General features: G+C 67.0%; 17 protein-coding genes. 8 read left to right on the top strand and 9 right to left on the bottom strand.

The annotated features are described in order from the left end of the window. Window positions 1-28: 28 nt before the first annotated feature. The 5 genes from IP89_RS01085 to IP89_RS01065 form a co-directional block, all read right to left on the bottom strand. Window positions 29-2092: a bifunctional diguanylate cyclase/phosphodiesterase gene (locus IP89_RS01085; protein WP_043307045.1), complete on the bottom strand. Its 2064-nt coding sequence runs from the start codon at window positions 2090-2092 to the stop codon at window positions 29-31. 201 nt (window positions 2093-2293) lie between these two features. Beyond that, complete coding sequence (sodB, locus tag IP89_RS01080) at window positions 2294-2875, bottom strand: superoxide dismutase [Fe] (protein WP_021701119.1); 582 nt, start codon at window positions 2873-2875, stop codon at window positions 2294-2296. A 229-nt stretch (window positions 2876-3104) separates the two neighbouring features. Then, complete coding sequence (locus IP89_RS01075) at window positions 3105-3947, bottom strand: EamA family transporter (protein ID WP_043307044.1); 843 nt, start codon at window positions 3945-3947, stop codon at window positions 3105-3107. A 57-nt stretch (window positions 3948-4004) separates the two neighbouring features. Further along, window positions 4005-4613 (bottom strand): LysE/ArgO family amino acid transporter, encoded by a 609-nt coding sequence (locus tag IP89_RS01070; RefSeq protein WP_043307043.1) that lies wholly within the window; start codon window positions 4611-4613, stop codon window positions 4005-4007. 1 nt (window position 4614) lies between these two features. Beyond that, window positions 4615-5016, bottom strand: coding sequence for an ACT domain-containing protein (locus tag IP89_RS01065; protein WP_043307213.1), 402 nt, complete (start codon window positions 5014-5016; stop codon window positions 4615-4617). A gap of 89 nt (window positions 5017-5105) precedes the next feature. Between IP89_RS01065 and IP89_RS01060 the strand changes: the two genes are divergently transcribed. Next, complete coding sequence (locus IP89_RS01060; RefSeq protein ID WP_177326830.1) at window positions 5106-5996, top strand: LysR family transcriptional regulator ArgP; 891 nt, start codon at window positions 5106-5108, stop codon at window positions 5994-5996. Window positions 5997-6021: 25 nt separating this feature from the next. Here the strand turns inward: IP89_RS01060 and IP89_RS23830 are convergent, their stop codons facing one another. Further along, window positions 6022-6621, bottom strand: a complete 600-nt coding sequence (locus IP89_RS23830; RefSeq protein WP_371261925.1) for a methyl-accepting chemotaxis protein — start codon at window positions 6619-6621, stop codon at window positions 6022-6024. 1565 nt (window positions 6622-8186) lie between these two features. Between IP89_RS23830 and IP89_RS01050 the strand changes: the two genes are divergently transcribed. Together IP89_RS01050 and IP89_RS01045 are read left to right on the top strand one after the other, a co-directional pair. Continuing rightward, on the top strand, window positions 8187-9176 hold the full coding sequence (locus tag IP89_RS01050) for an NAD(P)-dependent oxidoreductase (RefSeq protein ID WP_043307040.1): 990 nt from the start codon (window positions 8187-8189) through the stop codon (window positions 9174-9176). Window positions 9177-9269: 93 nt separating this feature from the next. Continuing rightward, window positions 9270-10292 (top strand): Glu/Leu/Phe/Val dehydrogenase dimerization domain-containing protein, encoded by a 1023-nt coding sequence (locus tag IP89_RS01045; protein ID WP_043307039.1) that lies wholly within the window; start codon window positions 9270-9272, stop codon window positions 10290-10292. Here the strand turns inward: IP89_RS01045 and IP89_RS01040 are convergent. Beyond that, window positions 10289-11152: a DMT family transporter gene (locus IP89_RS01040; RefSeq protein ID WP_043307038.1), complete on the bottom strand. Its 864-nt coding sequence runs from the start codon at window positions 11150-11152 to the stop codon at window positions 10289-10291. The two genes, IP89_RS01045 and IP89_RS01040, sit on opposite strands and share 4 nt — an antisense overlap. A 387-nt stretch (window positions 11153-11539) precedes the next feature. Between IP89_RS01040 and IP89_RS01035 the strand changes: the two genes are divergently transcribed. After that, on the top strand, window positions 11540-12208 hold the full coding sequence (locus tag IP89_RS01035) for a helix-turn-helix domain-containing protein (protein WP_043307037.1): 669 nt from the start codon (window positions 11540-11542) through the stop codon (window positions 12206-12208). Here the strand turns inward: IP89_RS01035 and IP89_RS01030 are convergent. After that, window positions 12191-13096: a sterol desaturase family protein gene (locus tag IP89_RS01030; protein ID WP_043307036.1), complete on the bottom strand. Its 906-nt coding sequence runs from the start codon at window positions 13094-13096 to the stop codon at window positions 12191-12193. The genes IP89_RS01035 and IP89_RS01030 overlap by 18 nt on opposite strands. A gap of 82 nt (window positions 13097-13178) precedes the next feature. After that, complete coding sequence (locus IP89_RS01025) at window positions 13179-13442, bottom strand: YebG family protein (RefSeq protein ID WP_043307035.1); 264 nt, start codon at window positions 13440-13442, stop codon at window positions 13179-13181. A gap of 206 nt (window positions 13443-13648) precedes the next feature. Between IP89_RS01025 and IP89_RS01020 the strand changes: the two genes are divergently transcribed. The 4 genes from IP89_RS01020 (at window position 13649) to IP89_RS01005 (ending at window position 16349) form a co-directional block, all read left to right on the top strand. After that, on the top strand, window positions 13649-14089 hold the full coding sequence (locus IP89_RS01020) for a phosphate-starvation-inducible protein PsiE (RefSeq protein WP_043307212.1): 441 nt from the start codon (window positions 13649-13651) through the stop codon (window positions 14087-14089). Window positions 14090-14200: 111 nt separating this feature from the next. Further along, window positions 14201-14497, top strand: a complete 297-nt coding sequence (locus tag IP89_RS01015) for a hypothetical protein (protein WP_043307034.1) — start codon at window positions 14201-14203, stop codon at window positions 14495-14497. Beyond that, window positions 14494-16026, top strand: coding sequence for a PepSY domain-containing protein (locus tag IP89_RS01010; protein WP_043307033.1), 1533 nt, complete (start codon window positions 14494-14496; stop codon window positions 16024-16026). The genes IP89_RS01015 and IP89_RS01010 overlap by 4 nt, the downstream gene beginning before the upstream one ends. Next, complete coding sequence (locus IP89_RS01005) at window positions 16026-16349, top strand: DUF3325 domain-containing protein (protein ID WP_156114957.1); 324 nt, start codon at window positions 16026-16028, stop codon at window positions 16347-16349. Before IP89_RS01010 ends, IP89_RS01005 begins: the two co-directional genes overlap by 1 nt. Window positions 16350-16372: the final 23 nt, after the last annotated feature.

Here is a 16372-nt window from a genome sequence, read left to right as displayed (position 1 = left end):
GCCCCATCGCCAGTTGGGCGACGGGGGATCAGAGGGTGGCGGGATTGCCGGCGTTGGTCAGGCGGCGGGCTTGCTTGAGGTAGAGGGTCAGTTCGCGTGCCGGCAGCGGCTTGCTGTACAGGTAGCCCTGACCTTCGTTACAGCCCTGGGCGATGATGTAGGTTTCCTGCTCGGCAGTTTCCACGCCCTCGGCGATGACCTGCATGCCCAGGCTCTTGCCCAGCTGGATGATGGCGCGAACGATGGTGGCATCGTCCTCGTCGTCGAGCAGGTCTTGGACGAAGCTCTTGTCGATCTTGATCTTGTCCAGCGGCAGGCTCTTCAGGTAGCTCAGCGAGGAGTAGCCGGTACCGAAGTCGTCGATGGCGATCAAGGCGCCGGCGCGGCGCAGGCTGAGCAGGTTCTGCGCGGCGGTGCTGATGTCTTCCATCAGGCCAGTCTCGGTGACTTCCAGCTCCAGGCTGCGCGGCGGCAGGCGATAGACCTGCAGCAGGTTGCTGACCATGCGCGGCAGTTCGGCGTGGTGCAGCTGCACGGTGGACAGGTTGACCGCCATGCGCAGCTCGCTGAAGCCCTGGTCGTGCCATTCGCGCAGCTGGCGGCAGGCCTGGTCGAGCACCCATTCGCCGATGGCGATGATGGTGCCGTTTTGTTCGGCCAGCGGGATGAACAGGTCTGGCGGCACGAAGCCGTGCTGCGGGTGTTGCCAGCGAATCAGTGCTTCGACACCGACCACGCGGTGGTCGCGGTAGTCGACCTGCGGCTGGAACACCAGGTGCATCTCGTTGCGGTTGAGCGCCTCGCGCAGTTCCTTCTCCAGCTCGCGGCGGCGACGCATCTCGCTGTCGACGCTGGCGATGTAGAACTGGTAGCGGTTGCGCGAGCGGCTCTTGGCCAGGGTCATGGTCTGTTCGGCTTTCTGCAGCAGCTTCTCGGTGCTGTCGCCATCTTCCGGGAACAGGGTGATGCCGATGGTGGCGCGCAGGCGCACTTCCTGCTGTTCCAGGGCGAAGGGGGTGTCCAGGTTGTCGAGGATGCTCTGCGCCAGCTCGGCGGCCTCGTAAGGCTGCTCGATGTCGGCCTGGACCAGGGCGAACTGGTCGCCACCGAGGCGGGCCAGGGCGCCGAGGCGGCCGCTGTGGCTGCGCAGGCGGTCGGACAGGGCCAGCAGCAGCTGGTCGCCGGTCTGGTAGCTGAACTGTTCGTTGATGCCCTTGAAGTCGTCGAGGCCGACGCACAGCACGGCCACGCGGCGCTGCAGGCGGCCGGCGTCTTCGAGGATCTGGTCGAGCTGCTGCTGCAGTTGCTGGCGGTTGGGCAGGCCGGTGAGGAAGTCGTACTGCGACATGCGCAGCAGGCTGTTTTCCGCCTCGCGGCGCAGGTGGGTGTTGCGTTCGATGGAGGCGAGCAGGTCGTTGGCGGTGTTGATCCACAGACCCAGCTCGTTCTTCTCGTTGCCCTTGAGCATCGGCAGCTTGTGCTCGCTGGGGCGGTCCGGATTGATGTTGGTGAGGTACTCAATGATCTTCGACAGCGGCTTGGTCAGCAGCCAGTGGTAGACCATGTACAGCACCAGGGCCATGGCCAGGGCGCGCAGTACGCCGGAGACGAAGATGATCACCGAAGTGGTGATGAAGTTCTCGCCGTAGCTGGCGGTGTCGAGGGTGATGGTCAGGTCGCCGTAGTACTCGCTGTATGGGCCCTTGCCGACCAGCTGGGTGGTGAAGGTCTGTTCCTGGCCGAGGATCGGGTCGGTGATCCAGCGGGTGGCGCTGGGCTGCAGCTCGCGCGAGCGTTCGGCGAGCATCGGTTCGTTGGGGTGGCCGATGGCGGCGTAGCGCACTGCTTCGTGCTGGAACAGGCCCTCAATGACCTGCATGCCCATCTCGCGGTCGAGGCTGTAGACGGCCTGGGTGGAGGGGTCACGGAACATGCCGAGGATGCGATGGGCATCGCTGGCTACGGCCTGGCGGGTCTTGTAGATGTCATAGACGATCTGACCGCAACTCAGCACCACGCCGACCACCAATGCCGACAGCAGAACAACACGTAGCAGTTTCAGCGACAGGCTGTTTTTCAGGTCCAGCTTCAAATGCGTATTCCTTGTTCGCCGCCGGAGGCTCATGACCGTTGTGAGTATTGGCAAATGCGCGTGAGCCGTCAAAGGGCCATTACGTCATATCCCCATCTTTTTCGTAAGGGGTAGGGCAATACTTGAGTCCGTTCTGACCGCCGGTCACGCAAACGAAAAAGCCCGGCACAGGGCCGGGCTCTTCGTGATGCATCAGGTGACTCAGGCAGCGAAGTTCTTCGCCACGAAGTCCCAGTTGACCAGGTTCCAGAACGCCTCGACGTACTTCGGACGCAGGTTGCGGTAGTCGATGTAGTAGGCGTGTTCCCACACGTCGCAGGTCAGCAGCGGGGTGTCGCCGCTGGTCAGCGGGCAGCCGGCGCCGATGGTGCTGGCCAGGGCCAGGGAGCCGTCAGCTTTCTTCACCAGCCAGCCCCAGCCGGAGCCGAAGGTGCCGATGGAGACCTTGCTGAACTCTTCCTTGAACTTGTCGAAGGAACCGAAGGTGGCGTTGATGGCGTCAGCCAGGGCGCCGGTCGGTTGGCCACCGCCGTTCGGCGACAGGCAGTTCCAGTAGAAGGTGTGGTTCCAGATCTGAGCGGCGTTGTTGAACACGCCACCGGAGGAAGTCTTGATGATCTCTTCCAGGCTCTTGCCTTCGAACTCGGTGCCCGGCACCAGGTTGTTCAGGTTCACCACGTAGGCGTTGTGGTGCTTGCCGTGGTGGAACTCCAGGGTCTCGGCGGACAGGTGCGGCTCGAGAGCGTTCTTCTCATACGGCAGCGGCGGCAATTCGAAAGCCATGGTCTATCTCCTTCATCAGCGGTAGGGATATGTGCGATTAGCACGTGGCCGTTCACGGGGCGGCCGGAAATCGGGCGGCTACGAGTTTGTACTCTTTAATGTGCCGCGAGGCCGGGATCATAGCACCCGACCCTGGCCTTATCCACGCAGCAACTGTGTGGAAAAGCCGGCGCCATGGGCTTTGCCGGCCTCTTGTTGGGACCGGGGGCGCGGCTGAAAGTGCAGGCAATCAGGCCAGCTTCATCAGCGCCACGCCAGCGAGGATCACCGCGCAGGCGAGCAGGCGCAGAGCCGGCATCGACTCCTTGAGAAACAGCCAGCCGATCAGCAGGGCGAACAGCACGCTGGTCTCGCGCAGCGCCGAGACCATGGCCACCGGCGCCTGGGTGGTGGCCCAGATCACCAGGCTGTAGGCCAGCATCGACATGGCGCCGCCGCCCAGGCCGCCGTGCCAGTGTGGGCCGAGCTGGAGGAGGATGCGTGGCCCGCGGCGCAGGGCGATGACCGTGGTGGCCACCACGCCGTTGACCAGGAACAGCCACAGCGCATAACCGATGGCGTCGCCGTTGCTGCGCGCGCCGAGGGCATCGGCCAGGGTGTAGCCGGCGATGCAGGCCGCGGTTGCCAGGGCGTTGAACAGCAGCGGGCCGTTGAGCGAGGAGCCGGCGCTGCTGCCACGCCAGGCCATCAGCCAGATGCCGCCGACCAGCACCAATAGCCCCAGCCATTGCCCGGCGTGCAGAGCATCGCCGGCCAGCAGGGCGAGTAACGCCACCAGCAGTGGCGAGCTGCCGCGGGCGATGGGATAGACCTGCGACAGGTCACCGTGCTGGTAGGCGCGCGCGAGGAAGATGTTGTAGCCGATGTGCAGCAGTGCGGAGATGGCGATACAGGGCCAGGCGGCAGCCAGCGGCACGTCGAAGAAGGGCAGGGCCGGCAGTGCTACGCAGGCGGCGCCGATCTGGATCAGGGAGGCGGTGAGGTAGCGGTCGAGGCCTATCTTGAGCAGGGCGTTCCAGCCCGCATGCAGCGCCGCGGCGGCCATCACCACGGCAAACACCGTCGTATCCAAGACGCCCTCCGGGGCCCGAGTAGAGCGCCGCAGCATAACGCCGCGGCGCCCTGGCGGTCATGCTCCGGGTGCGTGAGCGATCAGTTGCCAGGCCACGGCGAACATCATCGCCGCGACGCCCAGGTCGAGCAGGCGCCAGGTGGCCGGACGTGCCAGCCAGGGCGCGAGCCAGGCGGCGCCCAGGGCCAGGGTGAAGAACCAGATCAGCGAGGCGCTGGCCGCGCCCAGGGCGTAGGCGCCGGGCACCGGTTGCTGGGCACCGAGGGAGCCGATCAGCAGCACGGTATCCAGGTACACATGCGGGTTGAGCAGGGTCACCGCCAGCGCTGCCAGGAGCACGGCGCGGCGCGAGCGTGGCGTACTGTCCTGACGCTGCAGAGCCTGCGGGTTGAGGGCCCGGCGCAAGGCCTGGACACCGAGCCAGAGCAGGAAGGCGGCGCCGCCCCAGCGCGCCACGGCGAGCAGCGTGGGGTTCTGCGCCAGCACTGCGGCCAGGCCGAACACCCCGGCGGCGACCAGGATGGCATCGCACAACACGCACAGCGCAGCCACCGGCAAGTGATGCTCGCGGCGCAGGCTCTGGGCCAGGACGAAGGCATTCTGCGCGCCGATGGCGATGATCAGGCCGGCTGCCACCAGCATGCCGTTGAGGTAGCTCTGCCACATCTCAGCGCTGCTCCGCGGCCAGTTGCTGCAACGCCGCCAGAGCACGCTCGGCATCAGCCTCGGCGACGAACAGGTGGTCGTGGTGGTAACCGGCGATCACGTTGCAACTGATGCCCTCGCCGGCCAGGGCCTTGGCGAAGGCGGCGGTGAGGCCGACGGCGGCGAGCGAGGAGTGCACCTCCAGGGTGATCCAGGCGGCAACATAGTCGTAGGCCAGACCCAGGCGCTCGGCTTCCTCGCGGGCGAGGATCAGGGTAGTGCCTTCGGCCTCGCGGAAGCTGCCGATGGCGGCGGCCATCTGCACCACGCTCGACTGCGCCACGCAGCAGAACACGAAGCGGCCCGGGTTGAGGCGTGGCGAGAGGCTGGAGAGGAGGATGCCGAGGTTGGTTTCGCCGGTCATGGCGCTGTCCTTGTTGCGGTTGCGATGCTGGCCAGTCTGGGGCGCTCGCCTGTATAAGAAAAACAAATCATCCTGATCGCTCATTAGGGATTCTTATGTTCGACTACAAGCTGCTGGCGGCCCTGGCTGCCGTGGTGGAGCAGGGCGGCTTCGAGCGCGCGGCGCAGCTGCTGGGCTTGTCGCAGTCGGCGGTGTCGCAGCGCATCAAGCTGCTCGAGGCGCGGGTCGGTCAGCCGGTGCTGCTGCGCGCCAGCCCGCCGGCCGCCACTGAGATCGGCCGCCGTCTGCTCAACCATGTGCAGCAGGTGCGCCTGCTGGAGCGCGACCTGCAGGGCCAGGTGCCGGCTCTGGCCGAGGACCAGCCGCCCGAGCGCCTGCGCATTGCGCTGAACGCGGACAGCCTGGCGACCTGGTGGGCGCCGCTGATGGGCGACTTCGTCGCCGAGCACCGCCTGCTGCTGGATCACGTGGTGGAGGACCAGGACGTTGGCCTCAAGCGCATGCGCGCCGGCGAGGTGGCTGCCTGCGTGTGCGCCGCCGAGCGCCCGGTGGCCGGTGCCCGCGCTCTGCCGCTGGGCGCCATGCGCTATCGCGCGCTGGCCAGCCCGGAGTTTCTCGCCCGCCACTTCGGCAAGGGCGTCGATGGCGCGACCCTGGCGCGGGTGCCGTCGATCGTGTTCGGCAGCGATGACCAGCTGCAGCATCGTTTCCTCGCCGGCCTGGGCGTGGGGGGTGGGTTCGCCCATCACCTGTGCCCGTCGTCGGAAGGCTTCGTACGCCTGACCTGTGCCGGCCTCGGCTGGGGCATGGTGCCGGAGCTGCAGGTGCGCCAGCAGCTGGCCACTGGCGAGTTGGTCGAGCTGCTGCCGCAGCGGCCGTTGGACGTGCCGCTGTACTGGCATCACTGGCGCAATGGCGGCGAGCTGCTGGCCAGTCTCACCCGCCATCTGGAGAAAGGCGTCGGCGAGTGGCTGGTGTAGCCACGCGCCGACGGAGAGCTATGACCTAGAGCTGGAACTGCGCCACCAGTTGCTCCTGGCTGCCGGCGACCTTGCGCAGGTGCTCACCGCAGTCGCGGGTGTGGGCGGCGGTGCGACGGTTCTCGCCGGTCATGTCGTTGAGGCGGTGCATGTGCTGGTTGACCTCCTGGGTGGTGGCCGCCTGCTCCTCGGCCGCCGCGGCGATCTGGAAGGCCAGCGCGTGCACGCCCTGCAGCGAGTCGTCCAGATTGCCCAGTGAGGCGAGCACGGCCTGGGTCTCCAGCTCCAGAGCCTGGGCCTGTTCGCTGGAGCCCTGCATGCGCGCCTGCGCTTCGCCCGAGGACTCGCCGAGGGCGCCGACTATGGTGACGATCTCCTCGGTGGCGCTGCGGGTGCGTAGGGCTAGGTTGCGCACCTCGTCGGCGACCACGGCGAAGCCCCGGCCCTGCTCACCGGCGCGTGCCGCCTCGATGGCGGCGTTGAGCGCGAGCAGGTTGGTCTGTTCGGCGATGCCGCGGATCACGTCGAGCACCGAGCCGATCTGCTGGCTGTCGCTGGCCAGGGTCTGCACCACCTGGTCGGCGCCGCGCAGGCCGGCGAGCAACTGGTCCTGCTGGCCGATCATGCGCTGCAGGCTGCCTTGTACGGTGACGAAGGCGTCGCGCGCGGCGGCGCTGCCATCGGCGCTCTGGCTGGCGTTGCTGGCGATCTCCTGCACGGTGGCGGCCATCTGGTCGACGGCGCTGACTACCAGCTCCAGGGCTTCCTGCTGTTCGTCCAGGCGGCTGCTGGTCTGCCCGGCGGCGCCGAGGATGTCGCCGCTGGCGCTGCCCACCGCCTGGCTGGCCTGGCGCAGGCGTTCGACCACATCGCGCCAGGCGCGGGCCATCTCGTGCAGGGCCTGCATCAGGCCGCTGTGATCGTCGCCCTCGCTGTTCAGGCGCAGCTCGCCGGCGGCCAGACGGCGGGCCAGTTCGGCCATGCTGCTCGGCTCGCCGCCGAGCGGGCGCATCACGCTGCGGCTGACCAGCCAGGTGGCCAGGGCCACGCCGGCGATGGTCAGCAGCACCAGTGCCACCATCTGCCACATCAGTTCGCGTACCGGGGCGAAGGCCTGGTCCTGATCCATCTCGGCGATCAGCGCCCAGTGCTGGTCATCCAGCTGCAGCGGCACGAAGGCCTTGAGCACCGGCTGGCCATTGAGGCCGGGCTCGGCCAGGCGGCCCTGCTCGCCATTCAGGGCACGGCCGATGGCAGCGCCCGGCAGTGGCTCGCCGGCTTCGCCCTGGCGCGCCACCCGATGATCCTCGAAGCGTGCGGAATCCGAACGTAGCTGGGCATCGGGGCCGACCAGGTAGGTTTCGCCGGCCTCGCCCAGGCCCTGACGGGTCTGCATCACCCGGTTCAGCTCGGACAGCGGCAGCTCCAGGACCAGCAGCAGTTGCAGCTCGCCTTCCTCCTGGATGGGCGCGGCGAGGAACTGGCTGGGTTCGCCGCCGGGGCTGTTCACTGCCAGGTCGCCGATCTCGGCCTGGCCGCTGTCCAGGCCGGCGCGCACCACGCGGCCGAGCGGCGTGTCGCGCCAGGCGGCGTCGTTGAGGTTCTGCTGGTAGTCGGCGCCGCGGCGCAGGCTGAACAGCACCTTGCCGTCCTTGTCGATCAGCTTGAGTTCGCTGTAACCGAAGGTCTCGGCGAAATTCTGGAAGATCGGCCGGTCATAGTTGGCGGTACTGATCAGCGCCGCACCATCCAGACCGCTGTAGCTGGTGCCGAGGTTGCTGGCCAGGGTGCCGAGCTGGTTGTGGCGCGATTGCCAGTTGTCCTGCAATTGTTGTTGTTTGATATTCGCAACGGCTTCCAGGGCATTCAGGGACTGCTCGCGCAGGGCCTGGCTGGCTTGCTGATAGACCATCAGGGCCATCGCTAAGACTGGAATTAGACCGATCAGGAGAAAGCTCAAGGCAAGCTTCAGACGCAACGGCATGTCGCACGACTCCGCGTGTAGATGGGTGACATAGGGTTGAAATCGTCAAAAATTTTGCAAGAAGCGTGCAAATTGCTTTACGTCTGTCAAAAAAAACGACCGCGCGGGCCCGCAAGGACTCGGATTTGGCCGCTACGGCAAGCGGCGTGGGGCCGGCCTGCTGCTAGAGTCGCAGGCAGAACAAGAACCACGGGGGAATGAACGCAATGAAGATTCTGGTAACAGGGGCGAGCGGTTTCATTGGTGGACGCTTCGCCCGCTTCGCTCTGGAACAGGGTTTGGCGGTGCGGGTCAACGGCCGGCGCCCCGAGGCGGTGCAGCACCTGGTCAAGCGTGGTGCGGAATACGTCGAGGGCGACCTGTCCGACGCCGACCTGGTGCACAAGCTGTGTCGCGATGTGGAAATGGTCGTGCATTGCGCCGGCGCGGTCGGCAGCTGGGGCACCTACCAGCACTTCCACCAGGCCAACGTGGCGGTGACGCAGAACGTGATCGAGGCCTGCCTGGGGCAGAAGGTGCGGCGCCTGGTGCACCTGTCCTCGCCCTCGGTGTACTTCGACGGCAAGTCCCACGTGGGGCTGCGCGAGGAACAGGTGCCGAAGCACTTCGTCGACCACTATGGCGCCACCAAGTACCTGGCCGAGCAGAAGGTCATGGAGGCCCAGGAGTTCGGCCTGGAAGTGCTCGCTCTGCGTCCGCGCTTCGTCACCGGCGCGGGCGACACCAGCATCTTCCCGCGCCTGATCGGCATGCACCGCAAGGGCAAGCTGATGATGATCGGCGACGGCCTCAACAAGGTCGACTTCACCAGCGTGCAGAACCTCAACGATGCCCTGTTCAGCAGCCTGCTGGCCGCCGGCCCGGCGCTGGGCAAGGTATACAACATCAGCAATGGCGCGCCTGTGCCGCTGTGGGACGTGGTCAACTTCGTGCTGCGCCGTTTCGACCTGCCGCCGGTGACCAAGCGCATGCCGTTCGCCCTGGCCTATGGTGCGGCGACGCTCAACGAGACGGTGTGCAAGCTGCTGCCGGGCCGTCCGGAGCCGGGGCTGTTCCGCCTCGGTGTGGCGGTGATGGCGCGCGACTTCAGCCTGGATATCTCGCGGGCTCGGCAGTACCTCGACTACGAGCCGCAGGTGCCGATCTGGGATGCGCTGGAGGAGTTCTGCACCTGGTGGAAAGTCCAGGGGCGCTGAGGTTATCTGCCGAGGTCGGCTTATAACTCGTCGACCGGGTCGGCCCTGGCGGCCGTCCTATACTGGCCTGTAAAGCCAGCGAGGACGTCCGCCATGTTCGCCATGATGGAAAGCGCCAGGCTCGAAGCGCTGCATCTTGCCCATGACCCTGCCACCGGCCTCAAGGCCATCATCGCCATCCACAACACCCGGCTCGGTCCGGCGCTGGGTGGCTGTCGCTACCTGGCCTATCCCGACGATGAAAGCGCCGTGCGCGACGCCATCCGCCTGGCCCAGGGCATGAGCTACAAGGCCGCGCTGGCCGGCCTGGAGCAGGGTGGCGGCAAGGCGGTGATCATCCGCCCGCCGCATGTGGATAACCGTGGCGCGCTGTTCGAGGCCTTCGGCCGCATGATCGAGTCGCTCAAGGGCCGTTACATCACCGCGGTCGACAGCGGTACTTCCAGTGCAGACATGGACTGCATCGCCCAGCAGACCCAGCACGTGACCAGCACCACGGCCGCCGGCGACCCTTCGCCGCACACGGCCATGGGCATCTACTCCGGCATCCGCGCCAGCGCCCTGGCACGCCTCGGCAGCGACGATCTGGATGGCCTGCGCGTGGCCATCCAGGGCTTGGGCAACGTCGGTTTCGCTCTGGCCGAACAGTTGTCTGCCGCCGGTGCGCTGCTGTACGTCAGCGATCTCGATCCCGGTCGGGTGCAACTGGCGGTGGAGCAGCTCGGCGCCCATCCGGTCAGCGGCGAGGAGCTGCTCGCCACGCCCTGCGACATCCTCGCGCCGTGCGGCCTGGGTGGTGTGCTAAACGCGCAGACGGTGGGCGAGTTGCGTTGCGCGGCGGTGGCCGGCGCGGCCAATAACCAGCTGGCCAGCGCCGAGGTCGCCGACGAGCTGGAAGGCCGCGGCATCCTCTATGCGCCGGACTACGTGATCAACTCCGGCGGGCTGATCTACGTCGCACTCAAGCACCGCGGCGAGGAGCTGCCGGCGATCACCGCGCACCTGGCGCGGATCGGCCGGCGCCTGACCGAGATCTACGCCCACGCCCAGGCCGACAAGCGCTCACCGGCGCGGGTCGCCGACGATCTGGCCGAGCGTCTGCTGTACGGCGCCTAGCCGGCCTTGGGCTGGCGGAACACCACCAGCAGGCCGAGCAGGATGGCGCTCATGCCGGCCAGGCTCAGGCCGCTCATGGCGTTGCCGAGGAACAGGTAGTCCATCGCCGCCGTCACCCCCGGCACTAGGTAGAACAGGCTGGTGACGTTGACCAGGTTGCCGGCGCGGATCAGCCGGTACAGCAGCAGCTGCGCCACCACCGAAATGACGATGCCCAGCCACAGCAGCGGCACCAGGAAGTCCAGTGACCACTCCACCGCCACATGCTGGAACGGCAGCAGCACGGCGCAGGCCAGCAGGCTCACCGCATACTGCAGTGGCAGGGTCTGCAGCGGCGTCTGGTTCAGGCCCTTCTGCGCGATAGCACCCAGCGTCATGCACAGCAGCGCGCCGAGGGCGTAGCCCATGCCCGCGGCGGAGAAGCGCGCTAGGCCAATGCTCTGCCATACCACCAGCACTAGGCCGAGCAGCGCCAGGCCAAGGCCGAGCAGGCGCAGGGCGGCGAAGCGCCGCTCCAGCAACATCAGGGTGAGGATGGGTTGCACGCCGAGCAGGGTCGCCAGTACGCCGGGGGTGATGCCCTGGTCCAGCGCCAGCAGGTAGCAGATCGAGTAGCCGCCGATCATCAGCAGGCCGGTGCCGGCCGTGCGCAGGCGTTGGCCGCGTACTGGCAGCCAGCTGCGGGCGAGGGCGCCGATCAGCAGCAGAACGCCGAGGGCGAGGATGAAACGCAGGGTGAGGAAGGCGAAGGCCGAGGCGTGATCCAGGCCCAGGCGGGCGAAGATCGCACCGCTGCCCCAGAGCAGAACGAATAGCGTGGTCGAGGCGCAGCTGCCCCAGAAGGTCTTGTCGAAACGCATGAGAAATTCCTGTCGAAAACGGCACGGGTCTCGCCAGCGCAAGCGGCGTTATGGGCGAAACCGAAAGAGTCGTTGCGATCGACCGCGTAGGGCGGGCGATCAGATGCTGGGCGGCGGCGGGGGAGGCGAGCCGGCCCGGCGGGTGCAGGGAGGGGCGACAGGAGGGGAGATGCCGAGCAGAACCGGGCACGCACCAGCGCCGAACGAGTCGGGGCGGCTGGAGAGGTGACGTGCAGCGTGGGCGGTCATGCGCGGGAGTCCGTAACGGCTCGGGATGAGCTGTCTGCAAACTAATTGTTCCTGGCCTATCGGTCAATCCTGGGCTGGCGCTTTGTCGCCTGAGCGGCTATCTCTGCCGGGCAACGAAATTGATGGATGGGAGAGGGAATGGACGTAGCGCACTGGCAGGGGCGGCTGTGGCTACAGCGCGATTTCTGCCTGCTGCTCGGCGCCAGCGGCGATACGCAGGCGCATGCGCACTACGCGCATCAGGCGATGCTGGCACTGCGGGAGCCGCTGCGCCTGCTGATCGATGGCCAGCCGGTGAGCGAGCGCGTGCTGCTGGTGGAGTCGCTGTGCCCGCATGCCTTTGTCGAGCCGGGGCAGCCGCTGCTGGCGCTGTACGCTGAGCCGCTGGCCTTCTCTGCCGCCACCCTGCGCGCCATTCTGGTTGATGCGCCGAGCGATCCCGAGGCACTGCTTGCGCGTCTGCAGCAGGCTCCACGGCAACCGCTGGACGAGCGCGTGGCCCAGGCGCTGCAACGGGTGGATGAGCTGCTGCAGGACCGCCTCGGCGCCGCCAGCCTGGCGCAGCAGGTCTGCCTGTCGCTGAGCCAGTTGGAGCGCCTGTTCGGTGCACAGGTCGGGCTCTCGGTGCGGCGCCTGGTGCTGTGGCGCCGCCTGCGCCTGGCCCTGCTGCTGAGCTGGTCCGGCAGCAGCCTGACCGCGGCGGCGCATGCCGCCGGCTTTGCCGACTCGGCGCATTTCTCGCGCACGGTGCGCAGCATGTTCGGCGTGCAGGCGCAGAGCCTGCGTCATCTACAGCTGGTCGACTGAGCCGCGCAGGGCGCTCGGCAGCTCCACGCTGGCGGCTTCGGCTGGCTGGCGGCGGAAGGGTTCGGCCAGCTGCGCCAGGTACTCGTGCGGATAGTCGGGACGGCTGCCGATGCCCAGGTCGTCGCTGCCCACCCGGTAGTGCGGCAGGTAGAAGGCGGTGCCCAGCAGGCGATCCCAGATGCTGAAGAACAGCGCGAAATTGACGTCGCCGGCGCGGCCGTACTTCAGGTGGTGGAAGCGGTGCAGCGGCGCCCAGGCGAACAGGTGGCGCAGAGCGCCGATGCGCATGTCGACATTGCTGTGCTGCAGCAGCAACTGCACGGCGATGGCGAAGGCCAGCAGCGCGGCGATCGGCAGTGGCATGCCCATGAGCAGCAGTGGCGCCGTGCCGGCCAGTGCTTCCAGGCCCAGGTGCAGCGGATGCTTCATCAGACCGTTGAAGCCGTACATGCGCTGCACGCTGTGATGCACGGCGTGCAGGCGCCAGAGCAGGGCGCTGCGGTGGCTGAGCCAGTGCATCAGGGTGATGCCGAGGTCGGCCAGGGTGATTGCCAGTAGCAGTTGCAGCCACAGCGGCCAGTGCTGTGGCCAGAACTCATTCGCAGGCAGGAGTGCCGCCAGCAGCGGGATGCAGGAGATGCCGAGGATGTTCAGCGCTTCGTTGCAGATGGCATGCAGGACGTCGCGCCAGCGGTCGCGGCGCGGTCGGTTCCAGTCGCGCTGATAGGGCAGGGCGGCTTCGGCGAGAAAGGACAGAGCGATGCCGACGAGCAACAGCGGCAGCAATAGCCACAGCGGTTGCTGCTGGTAGCCGACCAGCCAGGTGGCCAGGCCGATCAGGCCGAAGAACAGGCCGGGGGCGTAGAGGTATTGCAGTAGCGGGCGCATGTGGCTCTCCCTGAGTGAGGAGAGCGCAGCATGCGAGGGCTAGCGCGAGACGAGCTTGAACAAACCGCGCATGCGCGCGGGATCAGTCGTCGTCGGCCGGGGCGTTCAGCTCGGCCAGGGCTTCCGGCTGGTTCTTGAAGGCGCGGGCGAAGGTGTCGCGGTTCTTCGCCATGAAGATGCCCAGTTCCTCGACCTGCTCCTCGTTCAGCGAGGGTACCGCCTTGTGCAGGGCTTCGGAGAGGGCCTCGGCCAGCTCCAGCATCTTGTCGTAACGATCGGCTTCGGCCTTATCCATGAACAAGCGCTCCGGATCGCGGCTGCTGCGATACACCACTTCGACGGCCATTCATCACCTCATTCCCATATATGATTGATATGTATGGATATACAGTAATTGTTCTGCCTGTGGCCTGGCAAGTCCGTCGTGCGTCCAGATTCTGTCGGGACGCTGGCGCTGGCCTTCATCCTGCATAGTCGTTGTCATCGAAGTGGTCCAGCATGACCGCATCCGAACTGCAGGAGAGCACCGTGAGTTACCCCCGTATCGACGCCATGCGCGATGGCATGCATGGCCTGGCCCAGTCCTTCGGCAACCTGCTGGTGGAAGCCTTCCATTACCTGGCGCTGTTCGCCATCGGAGGCATCACCGCCTGGGCCTCGGTGATGGCCTTCCTTGGCATGCTCGACAAGGGTCAGGTAGAGGTGGACGACATCCTCCTGCTGTTCATCTACTTGGAGCTGGGTGCCATGGTTGGCATCTACTTCAAGACCAACCACATGCCGGTGCGCTTCCTGATCTACGTGGCGATCACCGCGCTGACTCGCCTGCTGATCTCCGATGTGTCGCACCACAACGGCCCGGGCCTGGGCGTGGTCTACGTCTCCGGCGCGATCCTGCTGCTGGCCCTGGCGATCCTGGTGGTGCGCTTCGCCTCGTCGCGCTTCCCTTCGGTGCAGGCCAACCCGCGCACGGCGGACGCCGAAGAAAGCTGATCGCCTTTCATTTGCGAATATTTATTAATAACATGTAGGGCTTATCCAGATCCCGATGACCAGCGCCGCACCCTTGGCGGCGACTGGTCACGCACCTTCGGTGAGCCGACCGTGAGCAAGCAATCCACCCTGACGCCCTGGAGCATCGCCGCGCGCGTGCTGGCCGCCCTGATCGGTGGTTATGCGCTGGCCTACGGCTTCGCCGCCTTCTTCTCCGTCTACCTGCCGCTGGCGCGGCCGGACCGCGTGGCCTTCGCCGGCATGCTCAGCTTCGCCGTGTGGACGGCGGCGGCGATCTACGCCTTCGCCGCGCGTCGCGCCCTGCATGCCTGGCTGTGGCTGGCCAGCCTGACCGTCGCCATGTGTCTGGCCGCCTACCTGCCAACTGATCTGGGGGTACGCCCATGAGCCTGCGTCAATCCATGGCCGGTCTGCACACCTGGGGCGGCCTGCTGCCGAGCTGGTTGCTGTTCGTGATCATCCTGGCCGGCACCATCGCCTGCTTCGACAAGGAGCTGGAGCGCTGGATGCGCCCGACGCTACACCAGGAAACGGCGACCAGCATGAGCGCCGACCAGGTGCGCGACTGGATGCACAGCAAGACCCAGGGCCAGACCCTGCACGCCTTCTGGATGCATGGCCCGAGCGAGCGAGAACCCTATTGGCGCCTGGGCTGGGAAGTCGACGGCACCGAGGAACAGCACAACTACACCTTCTCCCCGGCCGGCGGCGAGCCGATGCCGGAGACGGCCGGTGGCGACTTCTTCTTCCGCCTGCACTACACCCTGCACGCCGGCATGCCGGGCGTGTACATCGTCGGTCTGGCCGGCATGTTCATGCTGGTGGCGCTGGTCTCCGGGGTGATCATCCACCGCCGCATCTTCAAGGACTTCTTCACCCTGCGTCCCAATGCCAATGGCCAGCGCGCCTGGCTGGACGCGCACAACCTGTTCGGCGTGGTCGGCTTCCCCTTCCACCTGGTGCTGGCCTATACCGGCGTGCTGATCTTCGTCAGCAACTTCATGCCCGCCGGCCTGATGGTGGCCTACAAGGGCGACATCGAGCATTTCTTCAGCGAGGTGGCCGGTGCCTATCATCGCGAGGAGATGCACCAGCCGGCGCAACCGCCGATGTCGCTCAATGCCCTGGTCGACAAGGCCGAGCAGCACTGGGGCGGCAGCAAGGCCGGCTGGATCAGCGTGCATCATCCGAATGACGCCTCGGCGGTGGTCGATATCAGCGAGCAGAGCAGCGAGTCGCGCATCGGCCGCCCGCTGTCCGGGCTGACCTTCGATGCCGCCAGCGGCGAGTTGCTGCACGAGCAGAAACCGCCGGCCGGCTACACCGCCTACACCTGGCTGGCCGGTCTGCACATGGTGCAGTTCGGCGGCACGCTGATGCGTGGCCTGTACTTCCTGCTCGGCCTGGCCGGCTGCGCCCTGCTGGTCGGCGGGATCAAGGTCTGGGTGGCCAAGCGCGAGGCCCGCGGCGGTGCCGGTATCGGCCTGGTGCGTGCGCTCAACGGCGCGGTATTCGCCGGCCTGCCGCTGGCCAGCCTGGCCATGCTGTGGGGCAACCGCCTGATCCCGGCCGGCATGGCCGAGCGTGCCAGTGCCGAGGCCTGGGTGTTCACCGGCGCCTGGCTGCTGGTGGCCCTGTGGGCCATGATCGGCCATCGCCAACCACGCCGTCTGCTCAGCCACCAACTGGCTCTGGGGGCGCTGCTGGCGCTGGGTCTGCCGCTGCTCAATGGCCTGACTACCGAGCACGGCCACCTGCTCTCCAGCCTGGCCCGTGGTGACTGGGAGCTGGCCGGCATCGACCTGTTCCTGATCGCCAGCGGCTTGCTCAGCGCTTTCTGCGCCTGGCGCTTCGCCCAGCCTGCAGTGGCCAAGGCGCCACGCGGCCGCCGTGTTCTGGTCGAGGAGACCGCCTGATGTTGCTGCTGGCTTTCGCCCTGAGTTACCTGGCCATGACCGCCCTGAGCCTGGCCATGAACCGTCACCACAAGGTGCTGTTCCAGGGTGCGCTGAGCCCGGCGCGTCAGCGCGTGCTGCGCCTGCTGGCGCTGCCTACCCTGCTCGGTGGCCTGGCCCTGTGCTGGGTCTCGGCCGGCGGCGAGATCGGCGCGGTGTTCTGGCTGTGCCAGCTGATGCTCGCCGGTCTGCTGCTGGTCACCCTGCTGGCCTGGCGCGAGCGCTGGGTGCTGCCGCTGGCGGCGGCCCTGCCACTGGCCGGTGGCGTGGTGGCGCTGGTCTGATTCGCCTGCCGCTGCGTTGATCG

This window comes from Pseudomonas sp. ML96, from assembly GCF_000761545.1.
In the GTDB taxonomy this organism is placed as follows: domain Bacteria; phylum Pseudomonadota; class Gammaproteobacteria; order Pseudomonadales; family Pseudomonadaceae; genus Aquipseudomonas.
Note: the sequence above shows the minus strand (reverse complement) of the source record. Positions and strands in the feature narration are given on the sequence as shown.

Excerpts from the sequence above, each read along its gene's own strand:
- IP89_RS01070 (WP_043307043.1), bottom strand. The coding sequence starts at position 4,613 with ATGTGGCAGAGCTACCTCAACGGCATGCTGGTGGCAGCCGGCCTGATC.
- sodB (WP_021701119.1), bottom strand. The coding sequence starts at position 2,875 with ATGGCTTTCGAATTGCCGCCGCTGCCGTATGAGAAGAACGCTCTCGAG.
- IP89_RS01065 (WP_043307213.1), bottom strand. The coding sequence starts at position 5,016 with ATGACCGGCGAAACCAACCTCGGCATCCTCCTCTCCAGCCTCTCGCCA.
- IP89_RS01025 (WP_043307035.1), bottom strand. The coding sequence starts at position 13,442 with ATGGCCGTCGAAGTGGTGTATCGCAGCAGCCGCGATCCGGAGCGCTTG.
- IP89_RS01020 (WP_043307212.1), top strand. The coding sequence starts at position 13,649 with ATGCGCGATGGCATGCATGGCCTGGCCCAGTCCTTCGGCAACCTGCTG.
- IP89_RS01035 (WP_043307037.1), top strand. The coding sequence starts at position 11,540 with ATGGACGTAGCGCACTGGCAGGGGCGGCTGTGGCTACAGCGCGATTTC.
- IP89_RS01050 (WP_043307040.1), top strand. The coding sequence starts at position 8,187 with ATGAAGATTCTGGTAACAGGGGCGAGCGGTTTCATTGGTGGACGCTTC.
- IP89_RS01005 (WP_156114957.1), top strand. The coding sequence starts at position 16,026 with ATGTTGCTGCTGGCTTTCGCCCTGAGTTACCTGGCCATGACCGCCCTG.
- IP89_RS01030 (WP_043307036.1), bottom strand. The coding sequence starts at position 13,096 with ATGCGCCCGCTACTGCAATACCTCTACGCCCCCGGCCTGTTCTTCGGC.
- IP89_RS01010 (WP_043307033.1), top strand. The coding sequence starts at position 14,494 with ATGAGCCTGCGTCAATCCATGGCCGGTCTGCACACCTGGGGCGGCCTG.
- IP89_RS01045 (WP_043307039.1), top strand. The coding sequence starts at position 9,270 with ATGTTCGCCATGATGGAAAGCGCCAGGCTCGAAGCGCTGCATCTTGCC.
- IP89_RS01040 (WP_043307038.1), bottom strand. The coding sequence starts at position 11,152 with ATGCGTTTCGACAAGACCTTCTGGGGCAGCTGCGCCTCGACCACGCTA.
- IP89_RS23830 (WP_371261925.1), bottom strand. The coding sequence starts at position 6,621 with ATGATCGGCCAGCAGGACCAGTTGCTCGCCGGCCTGCGCGGCGCCGAC.